Here is an 18026-nt window from a genome sequence, read left to right on the forward strand (position 1 = left end):
AGCGATGTTCCGTCACACATCCATGATGGTGTGCGGGCGCAGCGCGCCGTCGATGGTCAGCAAAAGATGCAGATACACCGCGACCTTGCGCGCCCGGTCGGTGTGGCGGGCCAGACAATCGCGCAGTTGAATCGCCAAAATGGCGTTGCTCGCCACCTGTTCAGGGGTGAAGCCGGGCAGGGGGGCGGTGGCCGCCTTGATGATGTGGTCTTCATCGACCGGAACCTTTGCGGCGGGATCCTTGAGGATTTTGTCCGCGAGAGCTTCTTCGTCCTGATCGGGCGGCGGCGGTCGGGCTGCGGGCTGCGGGGCGTTGGTGGTCAGATGCTCGCGCAGATTGGCTTTCAGCCGGTCGCGCTGGTGGTCGTCCAGATTGTCGAACTGGTCGATCTCATCGAACAGAAGATCATAAACGCGGCGGCGCTGCGGATTGGGTGGATTGCGGTCGCGGCGTTCCTGTCGAGGGTTACGTTTGTAATTCCTCTCGGTCGCGGTTCCAGCGCGTTCAACGCCAGCCGTCGTGCGAACGGAAAATTCGGACTGGCCCAACCCGCTTCCGGCCATCCTGCGCCTCCCATGGGGAGACTCCCCATAAGAAAAAGTCTGGCAGAGATCGCCGGACAGTCAATGGCGTTCCGGTCATAGAACGGGCGGCGGATGCGCGCAAGGCGCCCGCCGCCGTTCGTCAGAGGCGTTTCATCAATCGGCGGCGCCGCTGCCCAGCGCGTCCTTGACCGGCTCCGGGCGGCTCTTGCCCAGGGTCAGATTGGGGAAGACGTTGATGAGCGAGGTGATGAAAGCCGCCAGATAGGGCAGCGATTGCACCACCAGCAGACCCGACCACATGAAGGCGTCGCGGTTTTCGTGGCCGAACACCAGCACGATGGCCAGGGCCGCGCCCCACAGCGACACCAGCAACGCCAACTCCTCGCTGGCCATCAGGAAGGCCTGCATCAGCGCCGGTTGGTTCTCGCATTTCGGCGTGCGGACGAAGGGACGGCCTGAAGTGAACATGCCCAGCCACATGGCGCGTCCGACCGTGTGGGTCAGCGCCATGCCGGCGACGGCGGCCCCGACCTTGTCCCAGAAGCCGCACTTCACCCGCGCTTCGTACAGCCACAGCGACGCCCCGACCTTGAAGGCGAAGACGCTGAGCGTCGGGATCATGAAGACGTTGGGCGGAAACTCGAAATATTTCGGGAAGGCCAGCAGACCGATGGACCAGATGATTCCGGCGATGCCGAACACCATGTGGGCGGCGTCGGCGAACCAGGGCAGCCAGCCGGTGATGAAATGATACTTCTGCCCGGTGGTCAGCTCCTTCGCGCCCGGCGACAATTGCCGCCAATGATGCTTCAGGATCTGCACCGCGCCATAAGCCCAGCGGAAACGCTGAGTCTTGTAGGCGGAGAAGCTGTCGGGAACCAGCCCCTTGCCGTAGCTTTCCGGCATATAGACGGCTTCGTACTTGTTCTCGAACAGGCGCAGGCCAAGATCCGCGTCCTCGGTGATGCACCATTCGCCCCAGCGCCCGACGCCTTCCAGCGCCGTCTTGCGGATGATGGTCATCGTGCCGTGCTGGATGATGGCGTTCTGTTCGTTCCGCTGGATCATGCCGATGTGGAAGAAACCGGCGTATTCCCAATTTATCATCCGCTGGAACAGATCATGGTCCCAATCGCGGTAATCCTGCGGCGACTGGACGAAGCCGACCTCGGGACGGCTGAAATGCGGGATGGTCGCCTTCAGCCAATCGGGGTGAACCTGATAGTCGCTGTCGATCACCGCGATGTGCTGGGCGTCCGGCGCGGTCTGGGCCAAGCCGAAATTCAACGCCCCGGCTTTGAAGCCGGGCCAATTGTCGAGGTGGAAGAAGCGGAATTTCGGGCCAAGCTGCTTGCAATACTCCTCGACCGGCTTCCACACAGCCGGATCCTTGGTGTTGTTGTCGAGCAGCAGAACCTCATAATTCGGGTAGTCCAGCCGGGCCAGCGCGTCCAGCGTCTGCATGACCATGTGCGGCGGCTCGTTGTAGCACGGCACATGGATCGACACCTTGGGCGCGTCGGGCAGGGGGGCGGCGGAGCAGGGGATGAACTTGCGCTTGAAGTTTTTCTGCCAAACGACGTCGGTCAGTTCCATGCCGTCAATCAGCATCACGGCGAACAGCACCAACTGGAACAGGATCAGCAGGCCCCAGGCGATTTCGGTGGTGACGGCAAGGCCCGCCGCCGACGCGGCGCTGACCGTGAAGACGAGAACCGAAGCGACCGCCTGAATCAGCGCGCCGTAAAACAGTTGTCCACCCATTTTCAGATGGTCGCCGCGTCGCCACAGGAAAAACACCAGCGGCAGGAAGCCCAGCGCCACGGCGGTGGCGCATTTGACCTGCCAATTGCGGATTTCCTGAACGCCGCCGATCATCGGGAATTTCGGCGTGCGGTAGGCGTCCCACAGGCCCCAACTGGTTCCGGCGGTGCCCTCGATCTCCCGCTTCCACGGCTGATCGAAGGCCTCCATGATGAAGTAATCAAGCTTGTTCTGGGCGGCGATGTTCAGGAAGTTGCGGATGAACTTCGCCTGATTGATCTGGCTGGCCTCCGCGCCCCGGCGCCAGGGGCCGTCGGCGGGCCAGCCGATTTCACCGATCAGGATGTGCTTGTTGGGGTATTTGGTCTTCAACTCGTTGTAGCGGACCATGGCGTAATCGACCGATTGATCGACCGGCACGCCTTCCCAATAGGGCAGAAGATGGACGGCGATGAAGTCCACCGCGTCCACCAGCTCCGGGTGCTTCAGCCAGACGTGCCACGGCTCAGCGGTGGAAACCGGGACGTTGACCTTCTTCTTCACCCGTTTGATGTAGTCGATGATCTGCGGCACGGTGACGTTGGCGCGCAGCACCGCCTCGTTGCCGACCAGAACGCGGCGCACGTTGTTGTTGGCGCGCGCCAGCTTGATGAGCGCGGCGATTTCCGGCTCGTCGATTTCCGGTTTTCCGGCGATCCAGGCACCCGCCAGCACCGGCAGGCCGTATTTCTTGGCGATGGGCGCGACCAGTTCCGAACCGTCGGTGGCCGAATAGGTGCGGACGCCCTTCACCGCGCCTTCCAGCGCGATCATGTCCTTGTCGATGTCGTCGGCGCTGGCCTTGTCGCCCTTCGACGGGCTTTTGTTGGGATGGAAGGGCGTGTAGCCGACGCCGTTGATGGCGCCCGCCCAGGAGCGTTCGGCGACCGGGCGATTCCACCACGCCCATGCCCCGACATTGCCGAGGATCACCAGAATAAGGACCGCAAACGCTTTTTTGCGCATGTGAGTCGTTCTCGCTCGCCGCACCCAGTTTCACCCGGACGCGGCGGCCTCAAGCCGCCCCGTCCACCCCAAGATCATCGGAAAATGCCAAAGGCCGATTCATCAAAGATCGTAAGATGTTCTATACATCCTTCATGGCCGCGCTGCCACTGTCGGCTTTGCGCGGACAGCCATTCGTCCTAGGCCATCGGGCCTTGCAACACAGGAGAACGCCATGTTTTCCCTACACGAACGGCTTGCAGCCGACACGATTCCGGTCTGCGACCTGGGGCTGTGCCGGATCTTGCTGATGAACAACCGGGTTTGGCCGTGGCTGATCCTGGTTCCCCGTCGGGCGGGCGCGGTGGAGATCCATCGCCTGTCAGCCGCCGACCAGACGGCGCTGATGGCGGAAATCGCCGCCGTCTCACGGGTGGTCGAGCGGTTGTTTTCTCCGGACAAGCTGAATGTCGGGGCGCTGGGCAACATGGTGCCGCAGTTGCACGTCCACGTCATCGGGCGGACGCGCGGCGATCCGGCGTGGCCGGGGCCGGTCTGGGGATCGGGCCACGCCGAGGCTTACGCGGCGGCGGAGGGCGCGGCGTTGGTCGCCCGCATCGCCCAGGCGTTGGCCGAAGATGCGGACAGCCTCAGCCGGTCGGAAACAGCATGACGCGCTGACCATCCACCCGCGCCGCCAACTCATCCCCAGCCTTCACATCGACATGGCCGGGCAAGCGGGCGTGAATTTCGCCGCTCGGCGCGCCGGGCAGGGCCAAGCAAATACGGGTCGAGGCGCCGAGGAAGCTGGAATGCCGCACCCGCACCGGCACGGCGTTCGCGTTCTGGCCCGGCGGGGCGAGTTCCAGATCCTCGATGCGGCACGCCACCTCGACGCGGGCGCCGCTGGTCAGGCTGGGGGTGGCGAAGCGGCCAAGCGGGGTGTGGAGATGGCCGTCCTCCACCGTCGCCTCGAAACGGTTGATCTCGCCGAACAGGCGGGCGACGAAGCTGTTGGCGGGTTGGCGGTAGAGCGCCAGCGGCGTGTCGCTCTGCACCAGCCGCCCGGCCTCCATCACCGCGACGCGGTTGCCGATCTCCATCGCCTCTTCCGGGTCGTGAGTGACGACGATGGTGGCGATGCCGCTGGAGCGGATCAACCGCACCACCTCGTCGCGGACGGAGCGGCGCAACTGCTCGTCCAGCGCGGAAAACGGCTCGTCGAGCAAAAGCACCTGCGGATCGCGGGCCATGGCGCGGGCCAGCGCCACGCGCTGTTGCTGGCCGCCGGACAAGGTGTGCGGGTAGGCCTTGGCGTAACGGGTCAGCGCCATCAGCTCCAACAACTCGCCAACCCGGCGGTCACGTTCGGCGCGGGGGCGGTCGGTCTGGCCAAAAGCGATGTTTCCGGCCACGGTCATGTGGGGAAACAGGGCGAAGTCCTGAAACATCATGCCGACCGGGCGGCGCTCCGGCGGCAAGGACCGCTCGGGCGAGGCCAAAAGCTGACCGCCAACCGCAATCCGGCCACGCTGCACCGTTTCCAGACCGCTGACGAGGCGCAGCAGAGTGGATTTCCCGCAGCCCGACGGGCCGACGACGCACAAGATCTCACGCGGGGCGACGCTGAGCGACACGCCGTCCACCGCGCGGTGCGCTCCATAGTGATGGACGATGTCGGACAGGATGACGGAGGGGGAGGCGGGGGCGGTCATCGGCGGGCGGCGGTCCAGAAAACGGGAACGGAAACAGCCCCGCCCAAGTTTGGGGCGGGGCTGCGGAGCATGTCACTTCCAACCCGCGCGGTCCATGACGCGCAGGGCCTGCGGGGTGAACTCGGCGAAGGAGGCCGCGTTGACCGCCGCTTGCTTGAAGCTTCCCAGCTTGGTCAGTTCGGCGTGCGGCTGCACCGCCGGATTGACCGGGAATTCCATGTTGCCGTCGGCGAACATGCGCTGGGCCTCGGGGCTGAGCAGATGCTCCAGCAGTTTGCGGGCGTTCTCGGCGTGCGGCGCGGTTTTCACCACCCCGGCGCCGCTGAGGTTGACGTGGGTTCCGCGATCCTCTTGGTTGGGGAAGATCACGCCGATCTTGGCGGCGACCGCCCGGTCTTCGGCCTTGGCCGAGGTGATGAGCTTCCCGACATAATAGGTGTTGGCCAGCGCCACGTCGCCTTCGCCGACCGCCACCGCCTTGATCTGGTCGGTGTCGCCGCCCTGCGGCGGGCGGGCGAGGTTGGCGACCAGCCCCTTGACCCAGGCTTCGGTTTTCTCCTCGCCGTTGGCGGCGATCATCGAGGCGGTCAGGGCCAAGCTGTAGGGATGGGTGCCGCTGCGGGTCAGGACCTTGCCCTTCCATTCCGGCTTGGCGAGATCCTCATAGGTCTTGATCTGGTCCGGCTTCACGCGGTCGAGCGCGTAGACGATGACGCGGGCGCGGCTCGACAGCCCCCACCACGCGCCGTTGGGCGCGCGCAGATTGGCCGGAACCTTGACGGCTTCCAACGCGGGCGAGGTGACGGGGGCGAGCAGCCCGTCCTGGGCGGCGGCGGCCAAACGCCCGGCGTCCACCGTGATGAACAGATCGGCGGGGCTGCTGGCCCCTTCCGACTTCAGGCGCTGGATCAACTCGTCGTGGTTGCCCTCAATGATGTTGACCTTGATGCCGGTCGCCTTGGTGAAATTGTCGTAGATCGCGCGGTCGGTGTTGTAGTGGCGCGAGTTGTAGACGTTCACCTCTTGGGCGTGCGCCGAGGTCAGGGTGAGGGCGCCAAAGGCGACGGTCAGGCCGATGATCGTCTTAACGGACATTCCAAGCTCCAGGGTTGCGAACTGTTCGCGTATCTGGTGCGAATGGATATCAGTTGCAAGAGGGGCTGTCGAGATTGCGGTTGGCCCCAAGAGCCTGTTGCGGGATCAGCGTTCGTGGCCGGGGCGGGCCGCCGCGATGCTGCGACTGAGCGCGATCACCGGCAGCAGGCCGACCATTACGATGGCCAGCGCGGGCAGGGCGGCGTCGTCCAACCGCTCGGTCGAGGCCATGCGGAAGGCTTCGATGGCCAGCGTGTCGAAATTGAAGGGCCGCAGAATCATTGTGGCGGGCAGTTCCTTGACGATGTCGACAAAGACCAGCAGCGCGGCGCTGAGCAGGCTTGGCCGCAGCAAGGGCAGATGGACGCGTCGCATCACTTGCAGTGGGCTGTGGCCCAACGAGCGGGCGGCGCCCTCCAGATTCGGGCCGATCTTGGCGAATCCGGCCTCCAGCGGCCCGTAAGCGACGACGAAGAAGCGAATCAGATAGCCATAAAGAATGCCGATGATCGTGCCGCCCAGAATGGCCCCCACCGACCAGCCGCTCCAATCGCGCATCAGCCCGACGGCGATCAGGATGCCGACGGCGATCACCGTCCCCGGCGTGGCGTACCCCAGCGAGGCGAGGCGAACGGCGGCTGCGGCCAGACGGCTGCGGTCGTGCCGCACGCCATGAATCACCAGCAGCGCGGCAGCGACCACCAGCGCGGCCCCGGCCCCGCCCAGAATTACGGTGTTGACGGCCAGATCGACGAAGCGGTCGAGCGTCAGATCGCCGCCGCCGCGCAGGATCATGGCGATCAAAATGGCGGCGGGCAGCAGAAAGCCGAAAAAGATCGGCGTCAAACACACAATCCAGGCCACCAGCGCGCCGCGCGCCGACAGGCGGGGGGCGGGCAACGCCCGGTAACGGCTGGTGGTCTGATGAAAGCGCATGGCGCCGCGCGACAGACGTTCCAACCCGACCAGCGCCAGAACGAACAGCAGAAGGACCGAGGCCAGTTGAGCCGCCACCGCCGCGTCGCCCAAAGCGAACCATGTGCGGTAGATGCCGACGGTGAAGGTGTCGATGCCGAAATAGCGGACGGCGCCAAAATCGGCCAAAGTTTCCATCAGCGCGTAACCAACCCCGGCGACCAAAGCGGGGCGGGCGAGCGGCAGCGCCACCCGGCGAAAGGCGCCGAAGGCGGTGCAACCCAGGGTGCGGCTGGCTTCCAGCACGCAGACCGACTGTTCCAGAAAGGCGGCGCGCGTCAGGACATAGACGTAGGGGTACAGCACGGAGGAGAGGACGAACCCGGCGCCCCACGGGCTGTGAATGGCGGGAAACCAGTAATCGCCGCGCCGCCAGCCAGTCAGATCGCGCAGCGCGCTTTGCAACGGCCCGGCGAATTGCAGGAAATCGGTGTAGGTGTAGGCCAGCACATAGGCGGGCATCGCCAAGGGCAACAGCAGCAGCCATTGCAAAACCCGGCGTCCGGGGAACTCGTGCATCGTCACGGTCCAAGCGCAGGCGACGCCGACCACGCCGGTGAGGCAGCCGACGATTCCCAGAAGCGCCAACGTGTTGACCACGTAGTCGGTCAGAACGGTGCGGGCCATGTGCCGCCACAAATCGCCAGTCGAGGCGATGGATTGGGCGAAAACGGCGAGAATGGGAACGGCGATGAGGATCGCGAGGATCAGGGCGATCAGGCCTGTGGGGCCGACGCGCGCCAGCAGGCGGAACGGGGAGAAGGACGGGGAGCCGGGGGACTTCGCGTCGGTCGCCAACGCCATGCGTGGGGATCCTGGGGTGGGGAAAGCGGTCTTCAGGCGGCGCGTGTCAGGCCCCCTCCCTAACCCTCCCCCACCTGCGGTGGGAGAGGGGACTGCCGCTGCCTTTCCCTCCACCGCCACAGGCGGGGGGGGGGAGGGACCCACGCTGTTCAGCGTGGGAGGGAGGGGGCTTGAGACGTTTTCGGTCTTAGCTGGCTTCCGCCGCGCGCGAATGACGCTTGCGCTCGTTCGGGTCCAGGTAACGCTTGCGCAGACGGATCGACTTCGGCGTGACCTCGACCAACTCGTCGTCCGAGATGTAGGACAGCGCGCGTTCCAGGGTCATCTGGATCGGCGGCGTCAGACGGACGGCTTCGTCCTTGCTGGTCGTGCGGATGTTGGTGAGCTGCTTGCCCTTGATGACGTTGACCTCAAGGTCGTTGCCACGGGTGTGCTCGCCAATAATCATGCCCTGATAGACCGGAACGCCCGGATCGATCAGCATCGGGCCGCGATCTTCCAGGTTCCACAGCGCGTAGGCGACGGCGACGCCGTCGCTGTTGGCGATCAGAACGCCGGTGCGCCGCGCCGCGATGGCGCCCTTGAACGGGGCGTAGCCATGGAACAGGCGGTTCATGATGCCGGTGCCGCGCGTGTCGGTCAGGAACTCGCCCTGATAGCCGATCAGGCCGCGCGACGGGGCGTAGAACACGATGCGGGTTTTGCCGCCGCCCGACGGGCGCATTTCGACCAGATCGGCCTTGCGCTCGGCCATCTTCTGCACGACGGTGCCGGAGAACTCCTCGTCCACGTCGACGACGACTTCCTCGATCGGCTCCAGACGCTGGCCGCTCAGTTCGTCGGTCTTGAACAGCACGCGCGGACGGCTGATGGCCAGCTCATAGCCCTCGCGGCGCATCGTCTCGATCAGGATGCCAAGCTGCAATTCGCCGCGACCGGCGACCTCGAAGGCGTCGCCGCCCGTCGTGTCGGTGATGCGCAGAGCCACGTTGCCTTCCGCTTCGCGGAACAGGCGGTCGCGGATCATGCGGCTCGTCACCTTGTCGCCTTCGCGACCGGCCAGCGGGCTGTCGTTGACCGAGAAGGTCATCGCCAGGGTCGGCGGGTCGATGGGCTGCGAGGCGATGGGGTCGGAGACTTCCGGGGCGCAGATGGTGTCGGCGACCGTGGTCTGGGTCAGACCGGCCAGCGCGACGATGTCGCCGGCCTGCGCCTCGTCCACCGGAACGCGCTCCAGGCCACGGAAGGACAGCACCTTGCTGATGCGGCCGCTTTCGATCAGCTTGCCGTCACGGCTCAACGCCTTGATGGCCATGTTGACCTTGACGGTGCCGGTCTGGATGCGACCGGTCAGGATGCGGCCCAGATAGGGGTTGGCTTCCAGGGTGGTCGCCAGCATCGTGAAGGGCGCGTCGGCGTCAACCTTGGGGGGCGGGACGTGGTCGCGGATCAGCTCGAACAGCGGGGTCAGCGTCTCGCGCGCGCCGTTTTCCAGATCGGTGGTCGCCCAGCCGTTGCGGCCCGAGGCGAACAGGGTCGGGAAATCGAGCTGCTCGTTGCTGGCGTCCAGCGACGAGAACAGGTCGAACACCTCGTCATGCACTTCGTGCGGGCGGGCGTCGGAACGGTCCACCTTGTTGACGATGACGATGGGGCGCAGGCCCAGCTTCAGGGCCTTGCCCAGCACGAATTTGGTCTGCGGCAGCGGGCCTTCGGCCGCGTCGCAGAGCAGGACGACGCCGTCCACCATCGACAGGATGCGCTCGACTTCACCGCCGAAATCGGCGTGGCCGGGGGTGTCGACGATGTTGATGCGCAGGTCGTTCCACAGGACCGAGGTGCACTTGGCGAGAATGGTGATGCCGCGCTCGCGCTCCAGATCGTTGGAGTCCATGGCGCGCTCAGCGACCTGCTGATTTTCGCGGAAGGAACCGGCTTGTTTCAGGAGCTGATCGACCAGGGTGGTTTTGCCGTGGTCAACGTGAGCGATGATGGCGACGTTTCGGAGATTCATGGAGCCTTGGTCTCGCAATGGCACCCCCGACACGCGGTACGACACCGCAACCAAACAAAAAGGCCCGCCGAAGGACTTCGGTGGGCGCTGTCGGGGAAACTGTTGCGGCGCAATATAGCGATCTGCGGCAAAAAGGCAAGCGTTACCCCATTCGGCCATAGCGAAATTGCGGGATGGAGCTATGCGTCTTTCGCCCGTACAGTCGAAACTATGAGTCGATTCACCGTCGTTCGCCATGTTTTGCCACCCTTGCTTGCGGCTGGGTTCGTCCTGGGGCTGCTTGAGGCTGGTCGGGCGCAGGAGACGCCCGCTTCCGACGCCCTGCCGGTGGCGGAGGAGACGCCGCAGGCCCGCACGCCCTACGACGTGACGCTGGACGGGGTGGAGGACGACGGGTTGCGCGACGCGCTGAGCCAAGCCTCGGCGCTGGTCGGGTTGACCGGCGATCCGCCGCCGTCGCTGATCGGGCTGGAACGCCGGGCCGACAGTGATCGGGAACGCTTGCAGGCGGTGTTGCGCTCCAACGGCTATTACGACGCTCGGCTGGACGTTCGGATCGACGGGACGGTTCAACCGGCCAAGGTCACGGTCACGGTGACTCCGGGGCCGCTCTACCACGTCAAAACCGCGACGCGGACGCTTCTGGTGAACGGCGCGGCGTTGGGCGGGGTGGCGGCGGACACGCTGTTGGGCGAACCGACCCTGACGGCGGGCGAAGCGGCCCTGGGGCAACGGGTGGTGGACGCCGAAGCGGCGCTGCTCGACCGGCTGAACCGCCGGGGCTACGCCTTCGCCAAAATCGACGACCGCCGGGTGGTGGTCGATCATGGCGACCGGACGATGGACGTGGCGTGGCGGGTGGCGCTTGGCCCGCTGGTGCGCAACGGCGCGCTGCGGGTGTCCGGGCTGGAGCGGGTGAACGAGAATCTGGTGCGCGGGCGGGCGGCTGTGACGCCGGGGGCGGCGCATGATCCGGCCAAGCTGGACCAGGCGCGGCAGAATTTGGCCAAGCTGGAGGTGTTCGACAGCGTGCGCGTCCGGTTGGACGACCAGCCCGGCCCGGACGGGGTGACGCCGGTGCTGGTCGCGGTGACGGAGCGCAAACGGCGCTTCATCGGCGGCGGCGTCACCTATTCCACGCAAGAAGGGGTGGGCGCGCAAGCCTATTGGGGCCACCGCAACCTGTTTGGCGGGGCCGAGCAACTGCGCGTCGGGCTGGAGGTTGGCCGCGTCGCCGGGGCGTCGGGCGGGAGCGGCAACAAAAGCTCCAGCCAAACCAAGAATCTGCCGGATCTGCGTTTCAACCTGTCCTTCAAAAAGCCCGATTTCCTGGCGCTGAAACAGTCGCTTCTGGTTAATTTTCAGGTCGCCTCGGACCAGCCGCCCGCCTACAGCCGCGTCGTCACACAATTGACCGGCGCGCTGGAGCGTCCGCTGACCGATCAATTGAGCCTCAGCTATGGGCTGACGGCGGAGCGGGGGCGGGTGGAGACTCAAGAGCGGACCTATCAGACCTCTTACATTGGCGCGCCGTTGGCCGTCGCCTGGAACCGAACCGACGATCCGTTGAACCCGACGAAGGGCGAACGCGGGACGTTCCAATTCACGCCCTGGATTCCGGCGGGCGGCGCCAGCCGTCAGCCTTTCGTGACGCTGCAATTGGGCGGATCGGTCTATTACGATCTGGCGCAGGATGGCCGTTACGTCGCGGCGGCGCGCGTCGGGTTGGGCAGCGTTCTGGGCGCGTCGCTCGACCAGATTTCACCCGACCATCGTTTTTACGCGGGCGGCGGCGGGTCGGTGCGTGGTTACGGCTTCCAAAAGGCGGGACCGCGCAACCGTTTTGGCGAGCCGGAGGGCGGGCGCTCCCTGCTGGAGCTTGGCGCGGAGCTGCGGATCAAGGTGACGGACAGCATCGGCGTGGTGCCTTTCATCGACGCTGGCACGGTGGCCGACCGAGTTTATCCGGATTTCTCATCGACCTTGCGGGTCGGGGCTGGGCTGGGCGCGCGCTATTACACCGATTTCGGGCCGCTGCGGGTCGATGTCGGCGTGCCGCTGAACGCGCCGAAAGGCGACGCGCGGTGGCAACTCTACATCAGCCTTGGGCAGGCGTTTTGATGGCGGAGGTTTTGCCCGTGAGTCGGTGGCGGCGGTTTTTGACCCGCCTGGGGTTGGCGCTGGCCGCTCTCCTTGGGGTGATTCTGCTTGCGGTTGGCGCGGCGCTTCTGTGGCTGGACGGCGAGTCCGGGCGGCGTTGGCTGGCGCAAAGCGTCGAAGCGGCGGCGACCGGTCCCGACGCGCGTCTGACCCTTGGCGCCATTGAGGGGCGCTTGCCCTTTGATTTGGCGCTGAAACGGGTGACGATGGCCGACGAGCAAGGCGTTTGGCTGACGGTGGACGCCCTGCGCGTCACGCTGTCGCCGTCGGCCCTGCTGACAAGGCGCGTGCGGATTGAGCGGCTGGAGGCGGACTCCGTGGAGGTCGCCCGCGCCCCCCAAACGACGACGCCCGCGCCGTCCGCTGCGACGACGGAGCCGGGCGTCGGCTTCGCCTTGCCGGACCTTCCGGTCAGCGTCGGGCTGGATCGGTTGGCGATCAAACGCTTGCGGCTTGGTCCGGCTCTTTTGGGCGACGCGGCGACGCTGCGGGTTGATGGGGCGCTGGCGCTCGACGCGGGCGGGGCCGGGCTGGATGGCCGGTTGAGCGTGGAGCGGATTGACGATCAGCCGGGCAAATTTGACGCCGCCGTTCTTTTCGTCCCGGCGACTCAGCGGCTTGAATTGGCGGTGAACGGGGCGGAACCGGCGGGGGGCGTCATCGCCCGCGCGCTGTCTTTGCCGGGACTGCCGCCGTTGTCGCTGGCGCTGAACGGGCGCGGAACGCTCGACGATTGGACCGGGGCCGTGACCACGCAGGTCGGCGCGACCAAACCGTTGACCGCCGAGGCGAACGTCAAGGCGACGGCGGACGGTCGCGCGCTGAGCGTGACCGCCGAGGCGGCGCCGGACGGGCTGCTGGATCCGGCGTTGGCGCGGCTGGTCGGCGCGCGGTCGTCGCTGACCGCCGCCATTCTGCTGAAGCCGGACGGCGGGGTGACGCTGCGCCCCCTGACGCTGGAGACGGCGGCGGGGCTGGTCAGCCTGGACGGGACGATGACCGCCGACCGCCAGAGCCTTTCCCTGCGCTGGTCGGTGACGGCGGGACCGGACTCCGCGTTGCACGCGCTGTTCCCGGCGGCGGCGTGGCGTGACGCGCGGGCCGAGGGCGTGGTCGAGGGCAGTTTGAACGATCTGGCGCTCACCCTGTCCGCCAGGGTGAACGAGGTGATGAGCGGCGATTCGGCCTTGACCCGCGTCGTTGGCCCGGCCTTGACGCTGACCGGCAAGGCGCGGCTCGACAGAGTCAGCGGGCGAATCACGTTGGATGCGTTGGATGGGCAAGCCGCCGCCGCCACCCTGTCGGCGCAAGGACGTCTGGAGGGCTGGGGACGCAACGGCGGGTTGACCGTCACGGCGACGGCGGCGGATCTGGATCGTTTCTCCGCGTTGGCCGGGCGCCCGCTGGGCGGCGCGCTGTCCCTGTCCATTCCCGTGCGGCGGGAGGAAGACGGGCGGCTGTCGGCGACGCTGTCGGGGCGCATCGACCGTTTGTCCAGCGGCACGCCGGTGGACGCGCTGCTGGGCGCGGCGGCGACCGTCAAAGCGGCGCTGACGGTCGCCGCCGATGGCGGGATGAGGCTGGACGCTGTGGAACTGGTGGGCGGCAACGGGCGGTTGACCGGCGCGGGCGCGCTGGTCGCCGGTCAACTCGACGCCACGGCCCGGTTGGATGGAACGGCGCTGGGGCCGTTGGGCGCGGCGCTGGGGACGCCCTTGGATGGGGTTTTGTCGGCGGAGGTCACGGCGCGGGGGCCGCTCGACCGGCTGACAGTGGCGGCGCGGGCGCAGGCCAACGGGCTTGTGGCCGATGGCCGAAATTTGGGCGCGACCAGTCTTGAGGCGACCGCCGCCGGTTTGCCCGACCGCCCGGCGGGGCGCGTGACTCTGCGCGGCCAGCCGGACGGCGCTCCTTTGGCGCTCGACGCGGCCTATGCGTTGGACGGGGACACGCTGCGGCTGGCGGATCTCAGTTTGGTCACGGGGGCAAACCGCGTCACCGGCGCGGCGCAGCTCGCCATGACGTCCGGCGTGGCGACGGGCCGTCTTGAGGGCGCCTTGCCCGATCTGAAAGCGTTGTCGGCGCTGGTTGGCGCGCCGTTGGACGGCGCGGCGGGATTCACGCTGGCGCTGGACGGCAAGGGCGGGCGACAGGCGGCGGTTTTGGCCGCCAACGCGACGAATCTGCGGGTGGTGAACAGCGCGGCGGGCGCGCCGCTGAGCGTGCGGCGGGTGAGCGTGGCGGCGGATTTGGCCGACATGTTGGGCAAGCCCTCGGGCAAGGCGTCGCTGGAGCTGTCCGGCGCGGAGAGCGGCGGCGACGCGATCACCAGCCTGACCGCCAGCCTGGACGGCGCGTTGGCCAAGGCGACTTTCCGCGCGGCGGCGACCGGGACCGGCGGCGGCGGGTCAATCGGCCTGGATCTCGCCGGATCGCTGGGCCTGGACGCGGGCGTGACGCGCGTGCGTCTTGAGCGGCTGGAGGGCCGTTTCGCCGGAGAAACCCTGCGGCTGACCGGCCCGGCGACGATCACCGTCGCCGATCAACGTTACGAACTGTCGGGCTTGCGGGCGCTGGTCGGCGGCGCGCGGCTGTCGGTGGATGGCGGCGTGACGGGGGATCGGTTGAAGGGGGACGTCCGGCTGGATCAGCTTCCCATGGCGCTGGCCCGTCTGGCCGATCCGTCGCTGACGCTGGACGGCGTGGCCTCGCTCCAAGCGAGCGTGAGCGGCACGCTTGGCGGCCCACGCGCCGACGCGACCTTGCGCCTCGCCGGATTGCGCGCCAAACAGGCGACCCAGGCGGGAATCCCCGGCCTTGACGCCACGGTGACGGCGCAATGGCGGAACAACCGCCTGTCGGTCAACGGCGAGGCGGCGACGCCGAACAAGGCCGCAAAACTCAGCTTGCGGGCGGCGCTGCCGCTGGTGATGAACCCGGACAGCCACGCGGTCAGCGTGCCGCCGAAGGGCGCGCTGGAGGCGGTGGTCGAGGGGACGCTCGACGCCGCGCTGGTCAATGATCTTCTGGCGTCCACCGGCGACCGGGCGCGCGGCGGCGTCACGCTGGATGTGCGGGCGAGCGGCACGGTGGGGGCGCCCAAGCTGGGCGGATCGGTGACGCTCAGCGGCGGTCGGTATGAGAACCGGGCGTCGGGCGCTGTTCTCAGCGGCATTGAGGCGCGGCTGGTCGGCGATGGCGAGGTCTTCACCATCCAATCCCTGCGGGCGCGGACCAGCAACGGCGGGACCATCGGCGGGCAGGGCGTCATTCGTCCGGCGGCGGCGGGCGACCGGCAACTTGATCTGACCATCGCCGCCGACAACGCCCGGCTGGTCGACAATGATCTGTTGACGGCGGACGTGGACGCCAAGCTGGCCGTGACCGGCGGCTTTCTCAACGCCCGTTTGGCCGGGCCGATCCGTCTGCGCGGCGCCGACGTGCGGATTCCGAACCGGCTGCCGGCCAACGTCGTCGATCTGAAGGTGGAGGAGGTTGGAACGCGCCGCAATGGTCCGACGCGCAAGCCGCCGCCCCGCACAGCGGCGGACAAACCGCCGCCGCCCTTCGCCCTGGCGCTGGACCTGACGGTGGACGCGCCGAACCGGATCTTCGTGCGCGGGCGTGGCCTCGACACCGAATTGGGCGGCCAGCTTCGCATTGGCGGGCGGGCCGACGCGCCCGAAGTGACGGGAAGGTTGAGCATCCTGAAGGGGCGGCTCGACATCCTGTCGCACAGCTTCGCCTTCAATCGCGGCAATCTGGATTTTGACGGAACTCAGCCCATCGACCCGCGCCTTGACCTGCTGGCGGAGGTCACGGCCAACGGCGTGACGGCGCAGATTGAGGTGTCGGGCACCGCAGGGCAGCCGAAAATCGCCCTGACCTCGCCCCAGGGCCTGCCGCAGGACGAAATTTTGTCGGCGGTTCTCTTCGGCAAATCGGTCGGGAGCTTGGGCGCGGGCGAGGCGGTGCAACTGGCGCAATCGGCGGCGGCGTTGACCGGCGTCGGCGGCGAAGGCGGCGGGCTGCTGGACCGGGTGCGGCGCTCCACCGGGCTGGACCGGCTGGACTTCTCGCAAAGCTCCGACGGCAAAGGCGGCGCGGTGCAGGCCGGGCGTTATCTGGACGATGGCGTCTATGTCGGGGTGGAGCAGGGCATGGGCGCCAACCAAACCCGCGCCAAGGTCGAGGTGGAGATCTACAAGGGACTGAAGGGCAAGGCCGACGTCGGCGCGGATTCCGACACCCGCTTCGGCCTCAGCTATGAAAAGGATTATTGAGAGGGGGCGGCTTGCGCGTGGTCACTGCCCGACGATGATCCGCAGATGATCCGTACATGGGCGGGAACCGGAACCACCCCATCCACCGCCTGCGCGGCGAAGCGGGCGGCGATGTCCGATTCCAGCGCGGCGCGTTCGGCGGCGGGCAAGCCGCCCAGCCGATGGCCGAAACTCATGTCCAGGGCGGCCCGCCAAAAGGGTTGATCGGCGGGGGCCTTGCGCACCGGCGTCAGATCATGTTCCGTGACCGAAGCGAACCCGGCCTCCGCCATCGCGGCGGCCAGCGATCCAGGGGCGGCGAAGCGGAACAGCGGGTCCAGGCTGTGATCCTCGCCCAAACGCGCGGCGACCGCCGCGCCGATGTCGGCGAACAACCCGTTGCCCGCCAACGGTCCCCACACCATGAAGGCAGCCCGGCCATCGGCCCGCAACACGCGGCGGACGTCGCGCAGGGCGGCGATGGCGTCCGGAACGAACATGACGCCAAACCGGCAGGTCACGCGGTCGAACGCGCCGTCGGCGAAGGGCAGAAGGGTCATGTCGGCGGCGGTGAACCGTGGCGGATCAACCTCCGTCGCGGCGCGGCGAACGGCCCCGCTCAGCATGCCTGGAACAAGATCGCTGCCGACCACCAGCCCGGCAGCGCCCACCCGGCGCGCGGCGCTGAGCGCGGGTTCGCCCGCGCCCGAGGCCAGATCCAGCACGCGGTCGCCCGCCATGACTCCGGCGGCGTCAAGAAGAGGGCGGTTCAGCTTGTCGGCCAGATCGGCCATGGGATCGGCCCAGCGGTCCCAAGCGTCGGCGCTGGCGGTCCAGCGGGCGCGTTCAACCGTGGCGTCAGGGGTGTTGTCGAGGGCGTTGACGGGAGAGGGCATCAGTGCAAAATCTTTGCCGTGCCCGACACACGCTGGACCGTGTCGGCGTCGCTCAACCGTTCGCCGAGGGCGTTGAATTCCTCGGTCAGTTTCCGGTGAGCGTCGGTCAATTGCTGGATGCGGGTCTGCGCCGCCTGCTGTTGCGCGGATAAGGACGCGATGGTTTCCGACAACGATTTGATGTGTTGGGACTGGCGCAAAGCGCCTTCGTTCAGGCTGCGCCGGATCGAGCCGACGGCTGCCAGCACGACAACGCTGATCGTCACGCCGGTCGTGATCGCGACGATGCTGAACCCCGTGAACCAGTCCATGGCCAAAAGCTTCCGCCCTTTTCCTCCGTTGGTCAAGACGCCAGACGCGGAGAATGGGGGCGGGCTTTATCAGGCGAGAACGCGTTCGACGGTCGCCGGGGCCAGCGTGCGCAGGCTTTTCAGGTGGTCGCCAAAGGCGCGCAGGGCCGGCAGGATCTCTTGCGACTGGTCGGGGGTCACATGGGCGTCGGTTTTCAGCACGATGCCGGGCGCTTCGGTCATCAGACGTTGGGCGCGGATTGGTCCGACCTTGTCGTCGAGAAACATCGAGAGTCCCATCAGCAGACCAAGCGTCACGTCATCCGGCGCGGCGGGTTGCGCCAGGACGTCGTGAAGCTCGTTCAACAGGGTGTAGGCGACGATGGAGGTGCGTTCGATGGTGTCGACGTCGGCGGACATGGGCATTTATCGGGATCCTTGGGGGCGGGAGGAAAGGCGAGTCTCAGGGGGATTTCTGAGTCTACAGAGATTTTTTCCTTGTGTGAATCCCCCACAGACTC

Annotated in this window: 12 protein-coding genes; 3 read left to right on the forward strand and 9 right to left on the reverse strand. The window is 67.1% G+C overall.

The annotated features are described in order from the left end of the window. Positions 1-12: 12 nt before the first annotated feature. A complete protein-coding gene (locus ACODS4_RS16930) occupies positions 13-564 on the reverse strand; it encodes a hypothetical protein (RefSeq protein WP_488865673.1) in 552 nt (183 codons plus the stop codon). Positions 565-699: 135 nt separating this feature from the next. After that, positions 700-3315, reverse strand: a complete 2616-nt coding sequence (locus ACODS4_RS16935) for a glycosyltransferase (protein WP_488865675.1) — start codon at positions 3313-3315, stop codon at positions 700-702. 214 nt (positions 3316-3529) lie between these two features. Between ACODS4_RS16935 and ACODS4_RS16940 the strand changes: the two genes are divergently transcribed. Continuing rightward, positions 3530-3967: an HIT domain-containing protein gene (locus ACODS4_RS16940; protein WP_488865677.1), complete on the forward strand. Its 438-nt coding sequence runs from the start codon at positions 3530-3532 to the stop codon at positions 3965-3967. On the opposite strand, the gene ACODS4_RS16945 is transcribed toward ACODS4_RS16940, so the two are convergent. From ACODS4_RS16945 to typA, 4 genes are all read right to left on the reverse strand, one after another. Next, the gene (locus tag ACODS4_RS16945; RefSeq protein ID WP_488865679.1) at positions 3945-5009 is read right to left on the reverse strand and encodes an ABC transporter ATP-binding protein; all 1065 of its coding nucleotides are present in this window, start codon (positions 5007-5009) and stop codon (positions 3945-3947) included. The genes ACODS4_RS16940 and ACODS4_RS16945 overlap by 23 nt on opposite strands. A gap of 72 nt (positions 5010-5081) precedes the next feature. Next, entirely contained in the window at positions 5082-6104 is a 1023-nt protein-coding gene (locus ACODS4_RS16950) for a Fe(3+) ABC transporter substrate-binding protein (RefSeq protein ID WP_488865681.1), read from the reverse strand. Between the two features lie 105 nt (positions 6105-6209). Beyond that, entirely contained in the window at positions 6210-7883 is a 1674-nt protein-coding gene (locus ACODS4_RS16955) for an ABC transporter permease (RefSeq protein ID WP_488865683.1), read from the reverse strand. A 187-nt stretch (positions 7884-8070) separates the two neighbouring features. Further along, positions 8071-9897 carry a translational GTPase TypA gene (typA, locus tag ACODS4_RS16960; protein WP_488865685.1) on the reverse strand — a complete coding sequence of 609 codons (1827 nt, stop codon included), beginning with the start codon at positions 9895-9897 and terminating at the stop codon, positions 8071-8073. A 210-nt stretch (positions 9898-10107) separates the two neighbouring features. Between typA and ACODS4_RS16965 the strand changes: the two genes are divergently transcribed. Continuing rightward, a complete protein-coding gene (locus ACODS4_RS16965; protein ID WP_488865687.1) occupies positions 10108-12018 on the forward strand; it encodes an autotransporter assembly complex protein TamA in 1911 nt (636 codons plus the stop codon). A gap of 17 nt (positions 12019-12035) precedes the next feature. After that, a complete protein-coding gene (locus ACODS4_RS16970) occupies positions 12036-16340 on the forward strand; it encodes a translocation/assembly module TamB domain-containing protein (RefSeq protein ID WP_488865689.1) in 4305 nt (1434 codons plus the stop codon). Here the strand turns inward: ACODS4_RS16970 and ACODS4_RS16975 are convergent. The 3 genes from ACODS4_RS16975 to ACODS4_RS16985 form a co-directional block, all read right to left on the reverse strand. Beyond that, a complete protein-coding gene (locus ACODS4_RS16975; RefSeq protein WP_488865691.1) occupies positions 16334-17215 on the reverse strand; it encodes a class I SAM-dependent methyltransferase in 882 nt (293 codons plus the stop codon). The two genes, ACODS4_RS16970 and ACODS4_RS16975, sit on opposite strands and share 7 nt — an antisense overlap. Next, positions 17215-17526, reverse strand: a complete 312-nt coding sequence (locus ACODS4_RS16980) for a hypothetical protein (RefSeq protein ID WP_488865693.1) — start codon at positions 17524-17526, stop codon at positions 17215-17217. Before ACODS4_RS16980 ends, ACODS4_RS16975 begins: the two co-directional genes overlap by 1 nt. Before the next feature lie 69 nt (positions 17527-17595). Then, positions 17596-17931: a hypothetical protein gene (locus tag ACODS4_RS16985; protein ID WP_488865695.1), complete on the reverse strand. Its 336-nt coding sequence runs from the start codon at positions 17929-17931 to the stop codon at positions 17596-17598. Positions 17932-18026 lie beyond the last annotated feature (95 nt).

It is taken from the genome of Azospirillum sp. FG154, from assembly GCF_057809575.1.